This window comes from Burkholderia cepacia, assembly GCF_001039005.1.
GTDB classification, from domain to species: domain Bacteria; phylum Pseudomonadota; class Gammaproteobacteria; order Burkholderiales; family Burkholderiaceae; genus Burkholderia; species Burkholderia theae.
Map to the genome: position 1 here is coordinate 65809 of NZ_LDWR01000043.1, position 18284 is coordinate 84092.

General features: G+C 66.2%; 20 protein-coding genes. 10 read left to right on the forward strand and 10 right to left on the reverse strand.

Annotation, left to right across the window (positions count from 1 at the left end):
- Positions 1-80 precede the first annotated feature (80 nt).
- A complete protein-coding gene (locus tag VL15_RS24795) occupies positions 81-626 on the forward strand; it encodes a hypothetical protein (protein ID WP_048249144.1) in 546 nt (181 codons plus the stop codon).
- Positions 627-746: 120 nt separating this feature from the next.
- Complete coding sequence (locus VL15_RS24800; protein ID WP_048249145.1) at positions 747-2093, forward strand: DUF2325 domain-containing protein; 1347 nt, start codon at positions 747-749, stop codon at positions 2091-2093.
- A 29-nt stretch (positions 2094-2122) separates the two neighbouring features.
- Here the strand turns inward: VL15_RS24800 and VL15_RS24805 are convergent, their stop codons facing one another.
- The 4 genes from VL15_RS24805 to VL15_RS24820 all read right to left on the reverse strand — a co-directional run bounded on the left by VL15_RS24805 (position 2123) and on the right by VL15_RS24820 (position 4691).
- Entirely contained in the window at positions 2123-2446 is a 324-nt protein-coding gene (locus VL15_RS24805) for a winged helix-turn-helix domain-containing protein (protein WP_048249146.1), read from the reverse strand.
- A gap of 120 nt (positions 2447-2566) precedes the next feature.
- A complete protein-coding gene (locus VL15_RS24810; protein ID WP_048249147.1) occupies positions 2567-3058 on the reverse strand; it encodes a molybdopterin-dependent oxidoreductase in 492 nt (163 codons plus the stop codon).
- A 141-nt stretch (positions 3059-3199) separates the two neighbouring features.
- Positions 3200-3967, reverse strand: coding sequence for a DeoR/GlpR family DNA-binding transcription regulator (locus VL15_RS24815; protein ID WP_048249148.1), 768 nt, complete (start codon positions 3965-3967; stop codon positions 3200-3202).
- 43 nt (positions 3968-4010) lie between these two features.
- A complete protein-coding gene (locus VL15_RS24820; RefSeq protein WP_048249149.1) occupies positions 4011-4691 on the reverse strand; it encodes an MgtC/SapB family protein in 681 nt (226 codons plus the stop codon).
- A 268-nt stretch (positions 4692-4959) separates the two neighbouring features.
- Here VL15_RS24820 and VL15_RS24825 point away from each other — a divergent pair, with 268 nt between their 5' ends.
- From VL15_RS24825 to VL15_RS24840, 4 genes are all read left to right on the forward strand, one after another.
- A complete protein-coding gene (locus VL15_RS24825; RefSeq protein ID WP_048249150.1) occupies positions 4960-5904 on the forward strand; it encodes a choline ABC transporter substrate-binding protein in 945 nt (314 codons plus the stop codon).
- 23 nt (positions 5905-5927) lie between these two features.
- Positions 5928-6608: an HAD family hydrolase gene (locus tag VL15_RS24830; RefSeq protein ID WP_048249151.1), complete on the forward strand. Its 681-nt coding sequence runs from the start codon at positions 5928-5930 to the stop codon at positions 6606-6608.
- Positions 6609-6776: 168 nt separating this feature from the next.
- Positions 6777-6914: a hypothetical protein gene (locus VL15_RS43240; protein ID WP_226127085.1), complete on the forward strand. Its 138-nt coding sequence runs from the start codon at positions 6777-6779 to the stop codon at positions 6912-6914.
- Positions 6915-6958: 44 nt separating this feature from the next.
- Positions 6959-9409, forward strand: a complete 2451-nt coding sequence (locus VL15_RS24840; RefSeq protein ID WP_048249153.1) for a phosphocholine-specific phospholipase C — start codon at positions 6959-6961, stop codon at positions 9407-9409.
- 48 nt (positions 9410-9457) lie between these two features.
- Here the strand turns inward: VL15_RS24840 and VL15_RS24845 are convergent, their stop codons facing one another.
- From VL15_RS24845 to VL15_RS24855, 3 genes are all read right to left on the reverse strand, one after another.
- Positions 9458-10117, reverse strand: a complete 660-nt coding sequence (locus VL15_RS24845; RefSeq protein WP_048249154.1) for a M24 family metallopeptidase — start codon at positions 10115-10117, stop codon at positions 9458-9460.
- A gap of 197 nt (positions 10118-10314) precedes the next feature.
- Positions 10315-11478, reverse strand: coding sequence for a porin (locus VL15_RS24850; protein ID WP_048249169.1), 1164 nt, complete (start codon positions 11476-11478; stop codon positions 10315-10317).
- Positions 11479-11751: 273 nt separating this feature from the next.
- Complete coding sequence (locus VL15_RS24855) at positions 11752-12093, reverse strand: hypothetical protein (protein ID WP_048249155.1); 342 nt, start codon at positions 12091-12093, stop codon at positions 11752-11754.
- Between the two features lie 65 nt (positions 12094-12158).
- Here VL15_RS24855 and VL15_RS24860 point away from each other — a divergent pair, with 65 nt between their 5' ends.
- Entirely contained in the window at positions 12159-12749 is a 591-nt protein-coding gene (locus tag VL15_RS24860) for a GNAT family N-acetyltransferase (RefSeq protein ID WP_048249156.1), read from the forward strand.
- A gap of 30 nt (positions 12750-12779) precedes the next feature.
- Here the strand turns inward: VL15_RS24860 and tam are convergent, their stop codons facing one another.
- Entirely contained in the window at positions 12780-13565 is a 786-nt protein-coding gene (gene tam / locus VL15_RS24865; RefSeq protein WP_048249157.1) for a trans-aconitate 2-methyltransferase, read from the reverse strand.
- A gap of 138 nt (positions 13566-13703) precedes the next feature.
- On the opposite strand from tam, the gene VL15_RS24870 reads away from it, so the two are divergent.
- The 3 genes from VL15_RS24870 (at position 13704) to VL15_RS24880 (ending at position 16737) form a co-directional block, all read left to right on the forward strand.
- Positions 13704-14600 carry a LysR family transcriptional regulator gene (locus VL15_RS24870; protein ID WP_048249158.1) on the forward strand — a complete coding sequence of 299 codons (897 nt, stop codon included), beginning with the start codon at positions 13704-13706 and terminating at the stop codon, positions 14598-14600.
- A 140-nt stretch (positions 14601-14740) separates the two neighbouring features.
- Positions 14741-16024 carry a cystathionine gamma-synthase family protein gene (locus VL15_RS24875; RefSeq protein WP_048249159.1) on the forward strand — a complete coding sequence of 428 codons (1284 nt, stop codon included), beginning with the start codon at positions 14741-14743 and terminating at the stop codon, positions 16022-16024.
- A 137-nt stretch (positions 16025-16161) separates the two neighbouring features.
- Positions 16162-16737, forward strand: a complete 576-nt coding sequence (locus tag VL15_RS24880) for a hypothetical protein (protein WP_048249160.1) — start codon at positions 16162-16164, stop codon at positions 16735-16737.
- 28 nt (positions 16738-16765) lie between these two features.
- Here VL15_RS24880 and VL15_RS24885 read toward each other — a convergent pair whose 3' ends face one another.
- Together VL15_RS24885 and VL15_RS24890 are read right to left on the reverse strand one after the other, a co-directional pair.
- On the reverse strand, positions 16766-17200 hold the full coding sequence (locus VL15_RS24885; RefSeq protein WP_048249161.1) for a GNAT family N-acetyltransferase: 435 nt from the start codon (positions 17198-17200) through the stop codon (positions 16766-16768).
- Positions 17201-17295: 95 nt separating this feature from the next.
- On the reverse strand, positions 17296-18284 hold a 989-nt coding region (locus tag VL15_RS24890; protein ID WP_230684521.1), incomplete at its 5' end, for a hypothetical protein.

The window sequence follows — 18284 nt, forward strand, 5'->3', positions numbered from 1 at the left end:
GCGCGGCAGGTGTCGTCTTTTTTTGCGCCATCGATATATTCCGTAGAATATATTGATTCCCGCACTCTCGGAGCAACACCATGGCCCGCACGCCGACGGATCGCGCCCCGTTGCGCACCGCACGGGAACAACCGCTCGCGCGCAAGATCACCGCGCTCAAGCCGCTGTCGAGTGACGCCCGCGCGCAGCAGGTCACGGATGTCGTCGACGCGTTCCGGCGCCTGCGCGGTAGCATCGTGCGCTTCATCCGGATGTTCTCGGCCGCGCATGCTGAGGCCGCGCCGGACGATGCGCTGGCCGCGCTGGGTTTTCGCGAGCTGCTGTCAACGCTCGAAGACGACGCACGCGCCGCCCGCTTCACACGCCTGCCCGAACTCGAACGGGCGATCGGACACGCGCGCCGCCTCGAACGCACGCGCGACGACGTGTTCTCCGATTCGTTCAGCAACGATCCGGCCGCGATGCGCGACGCGGTGGCCGCGCTGGAGCGCGTCGACGTGCTGTTCGTCGGGCTGTGCGTCGAATCCGTGATGGAGCGCCACGTGCCGGCATCCCTCCCCGTTTCGACCGCGGCGCCGGCCCCGGCCGCCGCGCCACGCACCGACCGTTTGACCGCGCTCTGCTGACCGCGCCACCTCGCATTGCTCGGTGATTTCCCCGGAATTTAACCCGTTATATTCCGTGGTATATTTCGCGAATCTTTCGCGCATCCGTCTCCGGTCCGATCGTGCCGGATAGAGGTCAACATGCACGCTCCGCCCTTTCGCCTTGCCCGCACGGCGGACCTTTCGTCGTCCGGCGGCCATCCGTCCGCGGCAAGCGGCACGCGGATCGACGCCTGTTGCGCACCGTCCCGCGCGCAACAGGTCGAGCTGAAGCGCCGCACGCGCCTGTCCGAACTCGATGCGAACCTGCATTGCTCGATCATCGGCACCTGCCTGACCACGCACGAACTGCGCCGGCTCGTGCCGAAATTCGCCGATGTCGACCGGCAGCACGCAACCGACCTTGAAATCCATCACGCGGCCGTCGAGCTTGCGATCGCCGGCACGGGCGGCGCGAAGGCACTGCACAAGGCACTCGACGAGCGTTATGCCGGTGCGATACGCGCATTCGACAGCGCGAAGGACGCGGCCGAACTGCTCGCACGCTGGAAGGAAGCACTCAAGAGCGGCGACATTCCGCCCGCGTACTGGGCACTGATGACGCATCCGCGCACGACGATGGGCGTGCGCCAAGCCGCCTTCGGCGACCTGCACATGCTGTCGCACCTGGTCGGCGCGGCCAATCGCGCCGATATCCGGCGGCTGGTCGCGCTGGAGGAAGAGAATGCGGCGCTGCACGCGAAGATCGAGCGGCAGCAGGCGCGCCTGCACGAGATGAGCACGGAACGTGACGCGGCGCGGCAGGAACGGGATGCGCTCGTCGCGCGCCAGAACGCGCAGCCGCTGGCGACCGAGAACGTATTGCGCGACGAAGTGCGCGAGTTGCGCGAGGCGCTGGCCGCGCGCGACGAACGCCTCGCGCTGCACACGAGCCGCCGTGAGGCAGCCGAGCAGCGGATCGCCGCGGAGCAGGCGAGCGCCCGCGCGATGCGCGCGCGGCTCGACGACCTGATGGCGATGGTGAAGACGCTGCGCGCCGAAGCGAGCGCGATCGAACACGCGATGCAGGTGTCGATGGAGAATCCGGCCGAGCGGTCCGTGGACACGCTGTCGATTCTGCAGCGCAAGCGCGTCGTTTATGTCGGCGGGCGGCCCGGTTCGAACCGCGCGATCCGGCGGATCGTCGAGGCGTCGGGCGGCGACGTGACGATGCACGACGGGGGCATCGAGGATCGCAAGGGCCTGCTGGCCGCCGCGTTACCGGGCGCGCACCTGGTCGTATTCCCGGTCGATTGCATCGACCACGATTCGATGAACCTGCTCAAGCGCATCTGCGAACGCCACGGGATCGCGTACTACCCGCTGCGGACCGCCAGCGTCGCCAGCTTCGTCGAACTGATCGGACGGCTCGATGCGCAAGCGCGCGATGTCATGCAACCGGATGCGCCTGCGGGCGACACGCCGCGTTTCTGCTTGCGGCACGGTTAACCCCGGCAACCTGGCGTCGGCGCCTCCCTTCAGCGGCGCACCATTTTCGTGAGCGCGGCGATCTCGTCCGCGCAGGCCGCATACGCGCGTTCCTCGATCCCGCGATAGAGGCGGATGATCTCCTCGCCGACCGGCGTCAGCACGCTGCCGCCGCCGCTTTGCCCGCCATGTTCGGATACCGTCGCCGGCGACTTCAGCGAGCGGTTCAGCTCGTCCATCAGCAACCACGCACGCCGGTACGACATCTTCATGCTGCGCGCCGCCGCCGAAATCGAGCCGTGCTCGCGTACGGCTTCAAGCAGTGCGACCTTGCCCGGGCCGAGTGCGATCGTGTCGGCCTGCTGGATACGCATCCTGAACCGCGCCTCAGGCTTGGGGTGTGCCGAAGTCTTCATGTTGTCCCGCCGATTGAACGATGCGGGCAAGCATACACGATGGCCAGCGCGGCGAACGCCGTTGGCACGCGTGCGGCGTCAGACTTCTAGCACGCGCGCGACGATGCCGGCCAGCCGCTTCACATGGCGGGGCGCGGGCAGGATGTCGGCGCCCGAGAACAGCAGCGGCGCGCCATCGTCGATCGACAGCGGCGCATCGCCGCATTCGAACGCGACGATCACGTGTTCGCCGACCGGCGTGTTGAACAGTTCGTGCCACGAGAACGTGACTGCATAACCGTCGTGCGCATGCGCGATGAACACCATGCGCTTGAAGTCGCCCGGCGCATCGTTGCGCAACCCGGCCGCATCGAGCAGGTCCTTCAGCCGCGCGCCGCGATACGGCGCAACCGAGCGGATGAAGCGGTTCGTCGTGAAGCAGCGCAGGTCGAACGGCTCGGCCGTCGCGCTCGCGTGCCGGCGCAGATCGTCGAGCGTCACCGTCATCGGTCGCACGAATGCGCCCGTCAGCGCGATCGAGCCTGCCGCCGCCTGATGCGCCGAAGGCGCCGCCGTCCCTGCCATCTCCATCGCCCGCCTCCATGACGGCCCGCCGGCTGGCGCGCCTTCGTTGTATCGGCGGATATATTACGCCGGGAAAAGGCCGGCCGGCAGAATGCGCGCCGCATGAACGGCATAACGGCGGCCGATCGTGCCCCGCGTGTCGCGGCGCTATGACAGCACGATGTTCTTGATGGCCTTCCTGATGTGCTTGAAGCTGTCGACCGATTCCGCCTTCTGGTCCGTCACCAGCGCGCCGATCCGCGCCGGCTCGCAGAAGCTGATCCGGCTGTTCGTGCCGAGCTTGCTGAAATCGGCCAGGATCGCGACCTCCGCCGCGTTGCTCACCATCGCGCGCGCCACTTCGGTTTCCATCCGGTCGTAGTTCGTCGCGCCCCTGACGTGATCGACCCCCACCGGCGACAGCAGCGCGAGATCGGCGCGGTAGCGGAAGATCTCGGCGACCGTGCCGTCGCCGACCGTCGCGGCCGCGCGGCTGCCGATCATCCCGCCGAGCAGGATCGTTTCGTTCTTCGCTTGCCCCGGGTCGCTCGACCGCATCTTCAGCGCGACATCGATCGAGTTCGTGACGATCGTGAGACCCGACAGCTTCGACAGCTCCTCGGCCAGCAACGTGGTGGTCGTGCCCGCGTCGATGAACAGCGTCTGCGAGCCCGACACCAGCCTGGCTGCCGCGCGGGCGATCGCCTGCTTCGCCTTCACGTGCGTCTGCGCGCGCTCGGCGATCGGCGCTTCGTCGCCCACCTGCACCGCGCCGCCGTGCACGCGCTTCAGTTCCCCCAGCGCCTCGAGATCGACGAGATCGCGCCGCACGGTTTCCCGCGACACGTTCAGGTCGGCCATGATCCGGTCGGTCGAGACGCGCTGCATCTTCGATAACAGAAGCCGAATCCTCTGATATCGCTCTTCTTGCCACATGAAATGTCCTCGGAATGAACGTCAATGTTATTCGAACGGCGAACTACGTAGCGCTCTCCTCCATCTTTTTGATGCCGACGAGGGTCTGCAGGGATTGACGGACGGCCTGGAATTCCGCGCTCGTCATCTTCGAAAACACCACGTGGATGCGGTCGTCGTCCGGCGCGGCGTCGTCCTGTTCGATGACGAACTGGACGATGCGCGCCTGATCGATGCCCGGCATCGCCTGCAGCGACGTCAGCTTCACGGCGCCGCGGCTCGCGAGGATGCGCACGCCCCAGCGCTGCCGCGCGGCGAAGAAGCGCTTCTCGATCGGCTTCAGGCCGGCCAGGATCGCCAGCACGATCGCGGTCGCGGCGATCGCGGCCACATACATGCCGCCGCCCACGGCCAGCCCGACCGCCGCCACGACCCACAGGCTCGCCGCCGTCGTCAGCCCGCGGATGATCTCGCCGCGCAGCATGATCGAACCGGCGCCGAGAAAGCCGATGCCCGACACGACCTGCGCCGCGACCCGCGACGGGTCCAGCGACACGTTCTTCGCGTTCTGGATATCCGCGAAGCCGAACGCCGACACGACCATCACGAGCGCCGCGCCCACCGCCACCAGCATGTGCGTGCGCAGGCCGGCCGCCCACGACAGGCGCTCCCGCTCGATGCCGATGATGCTGCCGAGCAATGCCGCCAGCAACAGGCGGGAAATGATTTCCAGCTGACTGATCATTCGAAGTCTCCTTGCTTTGCCCTACCCGCTTGATGAAGCACGGCCCGTCCGGACCGCCGCCTGACTTTTCCTGCCTTCGTCCACCCACCGCCGCGGCCGGCGGCCGGCAAGTTGTATTTTTGTGCGATCTTGCGATTTTGTGCTTTCTAATATACGGTACGAAAAACCGCAAAGCCAGACCCAAGTTCGTTTGTTTCATCCGATCAATACGATCAATCGTCGTACCAATCAGGCAACACGATCCGGAACACTTGCTTAGGAGACCAACATGATGAAGAAGGCATGGATGCTGGCGGCAACATTGCTGGCGGCGCTTGCGACCGCCCCCGTTCACGCATCCGAAGGCGACGTCTGCAGGAAGGTGACACTCGGCGATGTCGGCTGGAGCGACATCGCGGCCACCACCGGCGTCGCGATGATGCTGCTGGACGGGCTGGGGTACGAGGCGACCAAGACGATCGCGTCGCCGCCGATCGTGCTGGCCGGCGTGAAGAAGGCGCAGATCGATGCGTTCCTCGGCTACTGGGATCCGAGCATGACGCCGACGGTGAAGCCGTTCGTCGACGCTGGCGCCGTGCATCAGTTGCCGCAGCCCAACCTGGTCGGCGCGCGCTACACGCTGGCCGTGCCGCAATACGCGTCGGACAAGGGCCTCAAGAGCTTCGCCGACATCGCCAAGTTTCGCGACCAGCTCGACGGCAAGATCTACGGGATCGGTGCCGGCAACAACGGCAACGCGCTGATCCAGCGGATGATCGACAAGAACGAGTTCGGGCTCGGCGGCTTCAAGCTGGTCGAATCGAGCGAGGCCGGGATGCTCGTCCAGGTGACGCGCGCCGTGCAGGAGCACCGGATGATCGTGTTCCTTGCATGGGAACCGCACCCGATGAACATCAACTACAAGATTGCCTACCTCGACGGCGGCGACACCGTGTTCGGCCCGAACTACGGATCGGCGAAGGTCTATACGCTCGTCACGCCCGGTTATCTCGAACGCTGTCCGAACGTCGGCCGGCTGCTGACCAACCTGAAATTCACGACCGACGAAGAGAACCAGTTGATGGTGCCGATCATGAATCACGCGGACCCGGTCGCAGTCGCGAAGGAATGGGCGAAGAAGAACCCCGGCGTGCTGTCGAAGTGGCTCGACGGCGTGACGACCATCGATGGGAAGAACGCCAGGGACGCGATCGAGAAACTCATCGGTGCGTAAGCACGCAAGACAAGGAACCACCCATGCACAAGAATCTCGCGCTGTTCGACCTCGACCACACGCTGCTGCCGCTCGACAGCGACCAGGCCTGGAGCCGCTTCATCACGCGGGTCGGCTGGCAGGAAGACGACGCGCATGCGGCGCTGATCGACGAGCACTACGGCCACTATGCGGCCGGCACGCTCGACATGGACGCGTACCTCGCCGTGACGCTCGCGCCGCTTACCCGCTACTCGCGCGAGCAGCTCGAACGCTGGCACGCGCAGTTCATGGACGAGGTGATCCGGCCGGCGATCACGCCGCAGGCGCGCTCGCTGGTCGACCGGCATCGCGAGAACGGCGATCTCTGCTGCATCGTCACGGCGACCAACGTCTTCGTCACGCGGCCGATCGCGGCCGAGTTCGGGATAGAGCATCTGCTCGGTATCGAGCTCGATACCGACGACGGCACGCCCGGCGGGCAGTTCACCGGGCGCAGCACCGGCGTGCCGAGTTTCCGCGAAGGCAAGATCATCCGCACGACCGCATGGCTCGAATCGCTCGGCTACGCGCCGTCGGATTTCGAACGGACCTACTTCTACAGCGATTCGATCAACGACGTGCCGCTGCTGGACTACGTCACGGATCCGGTCGCGACCAATCCCGACGTACGGCTTTCGCAGGTTGCCGGCACACGCGGCTGGCCTGTCATGAAGTTGTTCTGATTCGGGCGATATTCTCTGCTGTCCATTTTCATGTCTGGAGGGGTAATGAAATACGGAGCACGCAGCAACAATCTCAATCATTCAGGAATCCGATTCGAATCGAATCGAAAGCATGTCGTCAAGTCGCGCCGGTCGGAAAGCCGCTTTCCGCACTGGCGCGGCGCTTTCATGATCGCGCTCCTGTGCACGCTGGCCGCTTGCGGCGACGGCGACTCGGGCACCGCGGCCAACGTGGCGGCCGCGCGCGCGGCCGCACCGGGTTCGGCGTCCACGCCCGTCCTGCACTGCGCGAGCGCGTGCCACTGACCGACGCAGGCCCCACGGCCAGCCATCCACGACAGAGAGCGATCATGCAAAACAAACCCACAACACGACGTCAGTTCCTCGCCGATGCGTTGAAGCTCGCCGGTGCGACCGCGATCACGGGCATGCTGCCCGAAAGCATCGCGCGCGCCCAGGCCATTCCCGCGGCCACCGTTACCGGCACGATCCAGGACGTGAAGCACGTCGTGATCCTGATGCAGGAAAACCGCTCGTTCGACCACTATCTCGGCACGCTGGGCGGCGCACGCGGCTTCGGCGATCCGCGGCCGGTCGTCATTTCGAGCGGGTATCCGGTGTGGCGCCAGCCCTGGCTGCTGTCCTACGTGTTTCCGTTCAACCCGTCCCCGCCCTCCGGCATCGCGAACGGCGACACCTACTACGGCGACCTGGACCACAGCTGGAGCGGCACGCACAGCGCCTGGAACAACGGCCGCTACGACAACTGGGCCGACGCGAAGACCAGCGGCACGATGTACTACTTCACGCAGAAGGACATCCCGTTCTACTACGCACTGGCGAGCGCGTTCACGGTGTGCGACGACTACCACTGCTCGATGCTCGGCCCGACGGACCCGAACCGCCTGTACCTGTGGACCGGGTGCTGCGGCAACGTTTCCGGCTACTCGCCGTACACGACCAACACGATGACCGGTACCGGCTGGACCACGATGCCGGAGCGGCTGAACGCGGCCGGCGTCACGTGGAAGTTCTACCAGGACAAGGGCAACGGGCTGGATGCCAGCCACGCCTACGGCGAATACAACGGCTCCAGCAAGGATCTCTGGTGGAACGGCAATTACGGTGACAACGTCATCCTGAACTTCAAGCAATACCAGAACCTGGGCGCCGGCGATCCGCTCGCGCCGGCACTCAACGGCACGCAGATCGACCCGACCGGCGGCGGCAAGGAATACGACACGAATCTCTTCAGCCAGCTGCTGGCCGACGTCACGAACGATACCTTGCCGCAAGTGTCGTGGATTGCCGCGCCTTACGCGTACTGCGAGCATCCGTCGTGGGCCGCGAGCGGCGGCGAATGGTACGTGAGCAACGTCCTGAATGCGCTGACCTCGAACCCGAAGGTCTGGGCCAGCACGGTCCTGCTCGTGATGTACGACGAGAACGACGGCCTGTTCGATCACGTCCCGCCCGCCGTCCCGGCCAGCTCCGCGGCCGGCACCGGGCAGTCGACCGTCTCGACGGCCGCGGAATTCGTCGCCAGCAGCGGCAGCGCATCGGATGGCTCGGCCAGCGGCGACGTGCCGATCGGGCTCGGGCCGCGCGTGCCGATGTTCGTGATCTCGCCGTGGTCGAAGGGCGGCAAGGTGAATTCGCAGGTCTTCGATCACACGTCGGTGATCCGCTTCCTGGAGGCGCGCTTCGGGTTTCAGGAAACCAATATCTCGCCGTGGCGACGCGCGGTCTGCGGCGACCTGACGTCGGCCTTCGATTTCTCGAACGCCGACCAGACCGTTCCCGCGATCCAGCCGCCGGCGAGCAACATGAACCCGAACGGCCCGGCCGTCCTGATCCCCTACCCGACCACCACCGCGGTGCCGGCGCAGACGGCCGGCCGCAGCACCGCCTGCCGCCTGCCCTACGAGTTCTTCGTGCAAGGCAAGGTCAACCGCGCCGGCAACGCGCTGTCGCTGACGATGACCAACACCGGCACCGCCGGCGTACACCTGCAGGCGTGGGTCGACGGCACGAGCACGATTCCCCGGCATTACACGATCGCGGCCGGCGCGGGCCAGTGCGCGAACCTGTCGGATTCGCTCACGCTGAATGCCGGCGGCGGCTACGACTATTCCGTCTACGGCCCGAACGGCTTCCTGCAGACGTTCCGCGGCAGCGTCGGTTCGTCCGGCAACACGGGATCGACCGCCGAAATCAGCCTGTGCTACGACGTGGCGAACGGCAACGTGCAGATCACGCTCGACAACTCCGCCGGCTCCAGCGCGACGACGTTCCAGCTCACCGACAACGCATACGGCATGAACACGAGGCAGTCGGTCACCGTCGGCGCAGGCGCAACGCAAGCCGTCACGTGGTACGGCGACGGCGGCTGGTACGACGCAAGCATCCGCGACGCGAACGATCCGAACTTCCTGCGCCGGGTGGCCGGCTGCGTGCAGACGCAATCCGGCGCCCTGCTCACGGATTCGGCGATCGGCAATACCGGCAGGAAGTTCGTCGCGTCGCTCGCTTCGCAGGGCTCGACGTTCGGCACGCTGCGGTTCGACTACGTCGCGCCGCCGTGGAGCCACAGCCCGAAGAACTGGGTGGGCATCTTTGCGCATGGCGCGCAGCCGACCAAGGGCAGCTACAAGTCGTGGGCATACCTGCCGAAGAGCACCGGCTCGCTGTTGTTCTCGTCCACGGCCAACAGCACGCTGGCGTCGGGGCAGTACGACGCGTGGTATCTGTTCGACGACGGCTACACGCCGCTTGCGGGGCCCGTCACGATCAGCATCTGACGGCATGGCCGGACCGTGTCGGCCGCCCGCAGGGGCGGCCGACACGCGCTACACGAGCAGATCCTCGTGGAACGCGCCGAACGGCCGCGTCGGGTGGGCGATCTGGATTTCGAGGATCCACAGGCCGGCGGCCGGCGCGCCGTCGAAGTCGCCGAGATTGCCGGCCTTGTAGATCGCGTGCGGAAAATCGCTGACGCGATGCCCCTTGATGTCGACGTTCAACCGGAAGCCGTGCGCGTCGGCGCGCTGTGCCGCGAAGTCGTATAGCGCGATGCCCGCGCATCCAGTGGTCCGCCAGTGATGCTCGACTTCGTCGTAGATGACGCGCGCCGCGCGTGCGCAGGCCTGCATGTCCGGATCGTCGCCGCGGACGAACGTCGCGCCCGCGTCGCCCTCGTGCTTCGCCCATACGGCGCCGAGATCGATGAAGAAGATGTCGTCGTCGGCGAGGACCGGGTCCGCCACCGAGCGCTCCTTGAACGTGCGCAGCGTGTTTTCCCCGAAGCGGACCAGGATCGGATGCCAGATCCGGTCCATCCCGAGATCCTTGAGCACGCTCAGCCCCAGCGCATTGGCCTCCGATTCGCGCATGCCGGGCCGGATGCCCGCGGCGATCGCGTCGACGGCCTGCCACGTCATGGTTCTTGCGTGCTGCATCGCGTCGAGCGAAAAGGCCTCGCCGACGGCTTCGCGGTGCATCGAATTCAAGATGGTGCTCCCGTGCGGGTGAATGTGGGTGGGGTCAGTCGATCGTCGTTTCGATATGCACAGGAGAATATATCGATTTCCGGACCGCTGCTGTGTCGCGTTTCGTCGGGTGCCACAGCAAAACGGGCGCTCCGCTGGAGCGCCCGCCGTCGCATCGGGCGCCGCCTGCGTCGGCAACGCCCGCCTGCCCGCGTCGATCAGAACTTGTGACGCAGGCCGATACGCGTGACGAACTGCGTGTTCGCACCCGCGCTACCGATGAACGACGGCGACGAGCCGATCTCGGCCTGCACCGGCACCGCGCGGCCGTTGATCGTGTTGCTGCCCGACGCCTTCTGGTAGGCCGCGCTCACGTACACGTCCGTGCGCTTCGACAGCGCATAGTCCACCGCGGCGTTGACCTGGTGCCACTTGCCTTCATAACGGCCGTCGAGCTTCGAGAACGTATAGCCGAGCCCGCCGCTCAAGGCCGGCGTGAACGCATAACGGCCGCCGATTTCGTAGTTGTTCAGCTTCGACGATTCGCCCGACAGCGGCGCGAACTTCGTATGCGTCCAGTTCGCCCACACGAGGGCCGCCGCGATCGCATAACGCGTGCCGACGCCGAACGTCTCGAGGTCGCGCAGCCCAGCCGTGTTGATGTTCGCGATGCTCACGCCGAATGCGGGCGTCGCGCCGTTCGGGAAGCGGATGTTCGTGTACGCGGCGCCGATGCCGAACGGCCCTTGCGCATAGTTCGCGCCGAAGCTGTACGCGCTCGACGAACCCTGCGTGCCGTTCGCGCCGGTCGTGGTCGGCGTGCCCGCGAACTGCGTCGAGTTCGAGAAGCCGTACAGCGCGCCGAACGTCAGGCCCGCGAAGTTCGCGCTCTGAAACTTCACCGCGTTGTTGATACGGCTCGACGTCAGCTGGTCGAGGTCGTTGATGTGATACGCGTAGTTGCCGGCCGGTGTCTGGCTGCCCATCGTGTAGTTCGCGCCGAGGTAGTCGGTCGAGAACGAGTACTGGCGGCCGAACGTCAGCGAGCCGATCCCGTTCTTCGACAAGCCGACGAACGCCTGCCGGCCGAACAGCGCGCCGCCCTGGCCGAGCGTGCCGTCGCCGCTGCTGAAGCCGTTTTCCAGCACGAACAGCGCCTTCAGCCCGCCGCCGAGATCCTCGGTGCCGCGGATGCCCCAGCGGCTGCCCGACGCGACGCCGTCGCCGTATTTGACGAGCTTGTCGTGCCCGGCCGACGTCGCAACCTTGTTCGAATACGTGATGCCCGCGTCGATCAGCCCGTAGAGCGTGACGCTGCTTTGCGCCTGCGCGGCGGTGCCGAACATCCCGAGTGCGGCCGCGGCCACGATGGTCTTCTTCATGCTGCTTCCCTTTTGTTGTGAACGCACGCGCCTGCGTCGCAGCGAGATGCGCGGCGTGTTGACGAAAAAACGGTTGACGGACGTATGCAAGCCCGGGGCACCGAATCGCCGGACGCGCCAACGCCTCATGCGCGTGTGCACGATGTTCCGTTTCGATGCCAGTGTGGGCTTGGTGAAGCGGCATGCCGCGGGGCGGCCGCTCGTATTGCAGCGTCGGGGAGCTTGCGCACCGGTTGCGCACGCCATGACGACGCGTTGCTCCGGCGATGCAGGTCAGAATCTCTTCCGGCTTTCGTGGAGCGAGTTGACGACGTGACGCCTGCCGGCGCCACGACCTTCGATATATTTTTCGAAATATATCGAGTTGTCATCGAACGGTAAACAAATATTCGGGTTCCTGTCGTCTTTCATCCACAGGCGATCGACGGTCGACCCGAATCGGCGACGCGATGCGAGGCAGCCGGCAGCGCACCGCCCTCGCACCGGGCCGTCGCCGAAATCCAGCATAATCAGGCGATTGAACGCGCGCCGCAGCCGGTCTGTGCCGGTTTCGCGCGCGACGCATTGTGCAGGTGCAAAAAAACGCAGCAGAAACGGACGCGACGCGGTGCGCATCACGGCGCTGGCGATCGCGGCACGGACAAGACCACGCTATCCCGCCGAAGACAGGACACCGACACATGGACCGAGCCGAGCACATCAGCATCGAACAGGCGAGCGGGCTTTCCACCGACGAACTGGACCGATGCGACTTCTCGTTCGATATCGCGTGGGAACTGAATGCGCCGTATCAGGACTTGCTCGATCTTCGCGCGCTACCGGCGCAGCGCAAGGACTACGGCTTCGATCCGGCCGGCTACGCGCACGATGCGCCGGGCAAAGCGGCGCTCTTTCGCGCGACGGCCGGCGGGCAGCTCGCCGGGTTCGTCGCGATCGCGCAGAGCTGGAACGGCATGGCCGAGATCGCGGAGCTGGCCGTCGACCGCCCCTATCGGCGCCAGGGTATCGGGCAGTTCCTGCTGGCGGCCGCGGAAGCGTGGGCACGCAGCCACGGGTTCGGCTTCATGCGGCTGGAGACGCAGGCGAACAACGTCGCGGCCTGCAGCACGTATGCGCGCGCGGGTTTCGTGCTGGGCGGCCACGACCGCTTCCTGTACGCGGATGGCGAGAACGACGGCGAAGTCGCGCTCTTCTGGTACAAGGACCTGCGTGACGGGCAGACCGCACGCAGCCGCACGGTCGACCCGGAATCGCTACGGCCGGTGCGCTGACGCGCCGCCGGCCGCCGCGTCATTGCCGCGTTACTTGCGCGTCGCGACGATGAACAGGCGCGGGAACGGCAGCAGCACCGTGCCGTCGCCGAGCGCCGGATAGCCGTCCGGCCCGGCGATCGCATCGCGATAGCGCGCGAGGAACGCACGCTGTTCGCCGTCATCGAGCGCCGCGAGGAACGGCCGCAACGCGCTGCCCTTGAACCATTCGACGACCGCGTCCGCACCGCCGCGCAGCGGATGGTAGTAGGTCGTGCGCCACACATCGACGCGCGAACACAGCGGCGACAGCAGCGCATAGTAGTAACGCGCGTCGAACCGTTCGGTGCGCGCCGCGCCTGTCAGCTTGTCCGCCCACGGCCCGGCCGCGGCGACTTCGCGCATCAGCCGGTGCGCGGGTTCGTCGAGGTTGTCGGGCATCTGCACCGCGAGATGGCCGCCCGGCGCGAGCCGGCCGACGAGCGTCGGAAACAGCGTGTCGTGCGCTGGCACCCATTGCAACACCGCGTTCGACAGGATCAGGTCATAACCGCCCGGATCGTCCCACGCGGTGACATCGGCAATATCGAAACGCAGTGCCGGCAGGCGCTTGCGCGCGGCGTCGATCATGTCCGCCGACGCATCGATCCCGTGGACCGTTGCGTCCGGCGCACGCGCGATCAGCACCTCCGTCGAATTGCCGGGCCCGCAGCCGATGTCGATCGCGGTATGGATCGGCGTGTTCGGCACCGCGGCCAGCAGATCGCGGATCGGCCGCGTGCGTTCGTCCTCGAATTGCACGTACTGGGCGGCGTATCGATCGAGTGGGGTCGTCATGTCGTTTCTCCGGGTCGGCTTGGACGGCCGTGCCTCTGCCAGCGTGCGCGATGCGGGAGGCCGTCGATGTGAAGCATTCTGCGATCGTCACGAAGTTCAGTAAAATGAATTTAATATCGTGATTGATTCAAAAATCTGATGAAGATCGATACGCTCGGTGTCCAGGCTTTCGTCGCGATCGCCGACGGCGGCAGCTTCCGGCAGGCGGCCGATACGCTGCACGTCACGCAGACGGCCATCACGCAGCGGCTGCGCAAGCTCGAAACCTTTCTCGGCGTCGCGCTCGTCGAGCGCACCACGCGCCGCACCACACTCACCGAAATCGGCCGGCGCTTCCTGCCGCAAGCGCGCCGGCTGCTGAACGAGCTGTCCGACGCGCTCACCGAAATTCGCGAGACAGGCCTGAGCCAGCGCGGCGACGTCACGATCGCGTGCGTGCCGACGGTCGGCGTGCAATACCTGCCCCGCATCCTGCGCGCATTCTCCGCGCACCGGCCGCACGATCGCGTGAAGATCCTCGATCACGCGTCGGCGTCGGTACTGCAGGCCGTGCTGCATCGCGAGGCCGAGTTCGGCATCGGCATCGCCGGCGACCAGCATCCCGAACTGGTCAACGTACCGCTGACGACCGACCCGTACGTGCTGGTGTGCCGCGACGATCATCCGCTCGCGAAGCGGCGGCGCATTCGCTGGGCGGCACTGCAGCCGCACCCCGTGATCTTCGCCGGCGAAGTGAGCGGCAATCGCGGGCTGCTCGACGGCGCACTGAAAACGAGCGGCGTGTCGCTGCATTCGTTCTACGAAGTGCAGCGCAGCTCGACGGCGCTCGGGCTCGTCGCGGAGGGGCTCGGCGCGGCCGTCGTGCCCAAGCTCGCGATCCAGAAGAACGCGTATCCGATGATCCGCACGATCGAGCTCGTCGAGCCGGCGGTGTCGCGCACGCTTGTGCTCGTCACACGCAAGAGCGCGCAACTGTCGCCCGCCGCCCGTGCGCTGTACGACATGATCTTCGAACAGGCGACACCCTGTCGATAGTGTCAGGGGCGTGTCACGGAAGCCGTGCCTTCGGTTAGTATCGCCACACGCGGTCGCGACGACCGGTGCCTACCCGGCGCCGCACGCGTCGTGCCACCGCTGCAACGGCTGTTCCTCACTACCCCAGCACGGAGCACTGCATGGCCTATCGCAACTACCACAAGCGCAAGATTGCAGACCGGGAACTCCATCCCGAAACCCAGATGATGTCGTACGGCTACGATCCGTTCCTGTCGGAAGGATCGGTGAAGCCGCCCGTGTTCCTCACGTCGACGTTCGCGTTCCGCACGGCCGAGGACGGCGCCGAATTCTTCGACGTCGTGGCCGGTCGCAAGCCTTTGCCCGAAGGCGAAGGCGCGGGCCTCGTCTACAGCCGTTTCAATCACCCGAACCTGGAGATCGTCGAGGATCGCCTCGCGCTGCTCGACGATTCCGAAGCCGCCGTCGTGACGTCGAGCGGCATGTCCGCGATCGCGGCGATCCTGCTGACCTTCCTGCGGCCGGGCGACTGCGTCGTTCAGTCCGTGCCGCTGTATGGCGGCACCGAAACGCTGATCTCGAAGTTCCTGCCCGAGTGGGGCATTCGCTCCGAAGTGATCGCCGACGGGCTGTCCACCCTCTCGATCCGCGCCGCGCTCGAAGCGGCCGCGCAGAAGGGCAACGTGCGGATGTGCTACATCGAGACGCCCGCCAATCCGACCAACGCGCTGTTCGACCTCGACGGCCTGCGCAGCGAGATCGATGCGTTCGAGGCGCGCCACGGCTATCGCCCGCTGTCGGTCTGTGACAACACGCTGCTCGGGCCGCTGTATCAGAAGCCATCACGACAAGGCATCGATCTGAGCGTGTACTCGCTGACGAAATACATCGGCGGGCATAGCGACCTCGTTGCTGGTGGCGTTACGGGCTCCCGCAACCTGATCACGAAGATCCGCTCGATTCGCAGCACGCTCGGCTCGCAGCTCGACCCGCATTCGTCGTGGATGATCACGCGCTCGATGGAAACGCTCGTGCTGCGCATGCAGCAGGCCGCGCGCAGCGGCATAGACGTCGCCCGCTGGCTCACCGGCAATCCGCATCGACCGGTGCGCGTGCTGCACCCCGAGCTCATCGAAGATCCGGCCTACCAGGCCGTCTACCAGCGCCAGTGCAGCGGGCCCGGCTCGACATTCGCATTCATCCTCGACGGCGGCCGCGAGCAGGCGTTCAGGTTCATCAACCACCTGACGCTCTTCAAGTCCGCGGTCAGTCTCGGCGGCACGGAGTCGCTGATCTGCCATCCGGCGTCGACGACGCATTCGGGCGTGCCGGCCGATGCGCGCGCCGCGGCGGGCGTGTCGGAAGGGTTGATTCGCGTGTCGGTCGGGCTCGAACATCCGGACGACCTGATCGCCGACCTGTCGTACGCACTGGAGCATTGCTGACGCAGGTGACATGCGCCCCGTGCCGTTCGCGCGGGGGCGGTTCCCGCGCCGGCGCGGGGCGGGCATTCAGTGACACCGCCCACGCCCGGATGCCCACGTTCGAGCCGCGTCATCGTGCTTGCACAAGGATCAGCACCATGAACACCACGCGGCATACGTACCGGATCACCGATCTGCAAGGCGCGCCGATCGCGACCATGACGATCGTGCAGGCAATCGAAAAACTGGACGGGTCACCCGATCGCTACTGTACCGGCCGCGTGTCCGTCGAACTCGAATACCTGGAATCGCGATTCGGATCGACGACTCGGGTCAAGAAATTCCCGTTCGACGAAAGATGGCTTCCGCTGGACGAATCGTCGTTCAAGATGCACGTCGGCGACTTCATGCTGCCGCCGGAATTGTGCTGCCGAGGCATCGGCACGCTGTGCTGGTCGGAGATCCATCGAACGCTTCCCCTTCCGCCGGGCTTCTCGCTCGTTCTCGCCGGCAGTCTCAGCGAAAGGGATGCAACGATTACCGGCACGATCCTCGGAAAGATGCGAACGATCGACAACATCGCACGCCGGAACGCATTCTGGCGCCGCATGCTGGATCCGGCCAACCAGACGTTCATGCCCGACGAGAACGGTGGGGGATATTTCAGAGGCCGGTTCGTGGATCCGGCCTCTCACGGCAGCTACACGCCAAAGGCGATTGCCACGAAAATCTGACCGTGCGACGCAAGCCGGCGGAACCGGTTCAAAGCACCTTCACCATGAACACGCGCGACGTCCCTTCCGGCTCGCACGGCACTTCGCCGAATGCTTCGTAACCCTGCTTCCGGTAGAAATCCGGCGCCTGGAACGAGATCGTGTAGAGCACCGCGCGCGTGCATCCGCGGCGTTTCGCTTCCGTTTCGGCCTCGCGCAGCAGCCGGCTGCCGAATCCGCCGCCGCGCAGCGATTCGGGCAGGTAGAACAGATCGATGAAGAAGAGGCCCAGCGAAGTCCGGCCGGTGAGGCCGCCAACGATCTCGCCCGTCGCGGGGTCGGTCACGTAGACGTCGAGCGCGGCCGCGTCGGCGCGCCCCGTCATCGCGTGGTTGAATTCGCCGAGCTTGCGGCTGATGAAGTCTCGTGCGGCCGGCTGCTCGGTGTCGGTCAGTCGAAGGGTAACGTCGGGATGGGCTGTCATCGGGCGAACGCGTGCGTGAAAAGGCCGCCGGGCGTGCAGCACCCGCTGCGGGCGTCGCACGACTATAGCGCGTCGCCCGCCGCGACGCGACGGCGCTACTCCCGCGCGATATCGCGCGCCATGTGGAATTCCCACGCGTTGTTCGGCCACAGCGCGAACCCGAACCACGGTGCCGACGGCACCGCCGCGAACTGTGTCGGCTGCGTCGCCTTGCACGTCGCATCGTCGCCGTATCCGGCCAGCTCGGTCACGAGCGAACTCGCGTTCTTCAGCAACTCGGCGCTCGTATCGTCGAACATCGATTGCGGGAACCCGCTCTGCGAATACGCGCGCAGCACGGCCCGGCCGATCGACGGCGCGTACCAGAACACTTCCTTGCTATAGCCCGACACCGAACATTCGCGGTCGTCGCAATGCATGTCGCCGAGCGCCGCATCGGACGTGCCGGGGGCGCTCTTGGTCCACGACGTGGTGCGCGCAATCACGAACGTATCGAACGTGCCCGCGCCGACCTGCCGCTTCTCGGTGCCGATCACCTCGCTCGACGCGACGGCCTGATAGCGGTAATGCCACGCGTGCCCGCCGCCGAGACTCGTCGTCACGGTTTCGTCGAACCGGTCCTCCCACTGCTTGCCCTGCTTCAGCGGAAACACCATCAGCCGGCGCTCGCCGTTGCGCCCCGGGTTCAGCGGCGTGTAGGTGTCGACCTGCTCGTCGAGCTTCAGCGACGCGGCGCCGGCCGGGCCGATGTCATAGCTCGCGATGCCGTCGTGCACGCCCTTGAGCGTCATCGCCGACATGTGGCCCTCGCTGACGCTGTAGCACCAGGTGGTGCCGGCGGCCAGCAGCGTTCGCGTCTGCGCCGTCGGCGTGTCCGATGCGGCACCAGCCGTCAATCCGTGGCACATCAATGCGATGGCGGCGGCAACGCCGGCCGTCAGCGGCATCCTGCGTCGAAGCGTGAAGCGGAACATGGTGCGGGCCCGTGTCGTGGAATCGTCCGACATGATGCCAGCAAAGCACGGCCGTGACGCAAGCCCGCCCGCTTCATGCCACAGCCGCTCACGCCACCGCGAACGCCGCC

Coding starts and splice junctions, on each gene's coding strand:
- VL15_RS24795 (WP_048249144.1), top strand. CDS start 81: ATGGCCCGCACGCCGACGGATCGCGCCCCGTTGCGCACCGCACGGGAA.
- VL15_RS24800 (WP_048249145.1), top strand. CDS start 747: ATGCACGCTCCGCCCTTTCGCCTTGCCCGCACGGCGGACCTTTCGTCG.
- VL15_RS24805 (WP_048249146.1), bottom strand. CDS start 2,446: ATGCGTATCCAGCAGGCCGACACGATCGCACTCGGCCCGGGCAAGGTC.
- VL15_RS24810 (WP_048249147.1), bottom strand. CDS start 3,058: ATGGAGATGGCAGGGACGGCGGCGCCTTCGGCGCATCAGGCGGCGGCA.
- VL15_RS24815 (WP_048249148.1), bottom strand. CDS start 3,967: ATGTGGCAAGAAGAGCGATATCAGAGGATTCGGCTTCTGTTATCGAAG.
- VL15_RS24820 (WP_048249149.1), bottom strand. CDS start 4,691: ATGATCAGTCAGCTGGAAATCATTTCCCGCCTGTTGCTGGCGGCATTG.
- VL15_RS24825 (WP_048249150.1), top strand. CDS start 4,960: ATGATGAAGAAGGCATGGATGCTGGCGGCAACATTGCTGGCGGCGCTT.
- VL15_RS24830 (WP_048249151.1), top strand. CDS start 5,928: ATGCACAAGAATCTCGCGCTGTTCGACCTCGACCACACGCTGCTGCCG.
- VL15_RS43240 (WP_226127085.1), top strand. CDS start 6,777: ATGATCGCGCTCCTGTGCACGCTGGCCGCTTGCGGCGACGGCGACTCG.
- VL15_RS24840 (WP_048249153.1), top strand. CDS start 6,959: ATGCAAAACAAACCCACAACACGACGTCAGTTCCTCGCCGATGCGTTG.
- VL15_RS24850 (WP_048249169.1), bottom strand. CDS start 11,478: ATGAAGAAGACCATCGTGGCCGCGGCCGCACTCGGGATGTTCGGCACC.
- VL15_RS24855 (WP_048249155.1), bottom strand. CDS start 12,093: ATGCGCACCGCGTCGCGTCCGTTTCTGCTGCGTTTTTTTGCACCTGCA.
- VL15_RS24860 (WP_048249156.1), top strand. CDS start 12,159: ATGGACCGAGCCGAGCACATCAGCATCGAACAGGCGAGCGGGCTTTCC.
- tam (WP_048249157.1), bottom strand. CDS start 13,565: ATGACGACCCCACTCGATCGATACGCCGCCCAGTACGTGCAATTCGAG.
- VL15_RS24870 (WP_048249158.1), top strand. CDS start 13,704: ATGAAGATCGATACGCTCGGTGTCCAGGCTTTCGTCGCGATCGCCGAC.
- VL15_RS24875 (WP_048249159.1), top strand. CDS start 14,741: ATGGCCTATCGCAACTACCACAAGCGCAAGATTGCAGACCGGGAACTC.
- VL15_RS24880 (WP_048249160.1), top strand. CDS start 16,162: ATGAACACCACGCGGCATACGTACCGGATCACCGATCTGCAAGGCGCG.
- VL15_RS24885 (WP_048249161.1), bottom strand. CDS start 17,200: ATGACAGCCCATCCCGACGTTACCCTTCGACTGACCGACACCGAGCAG.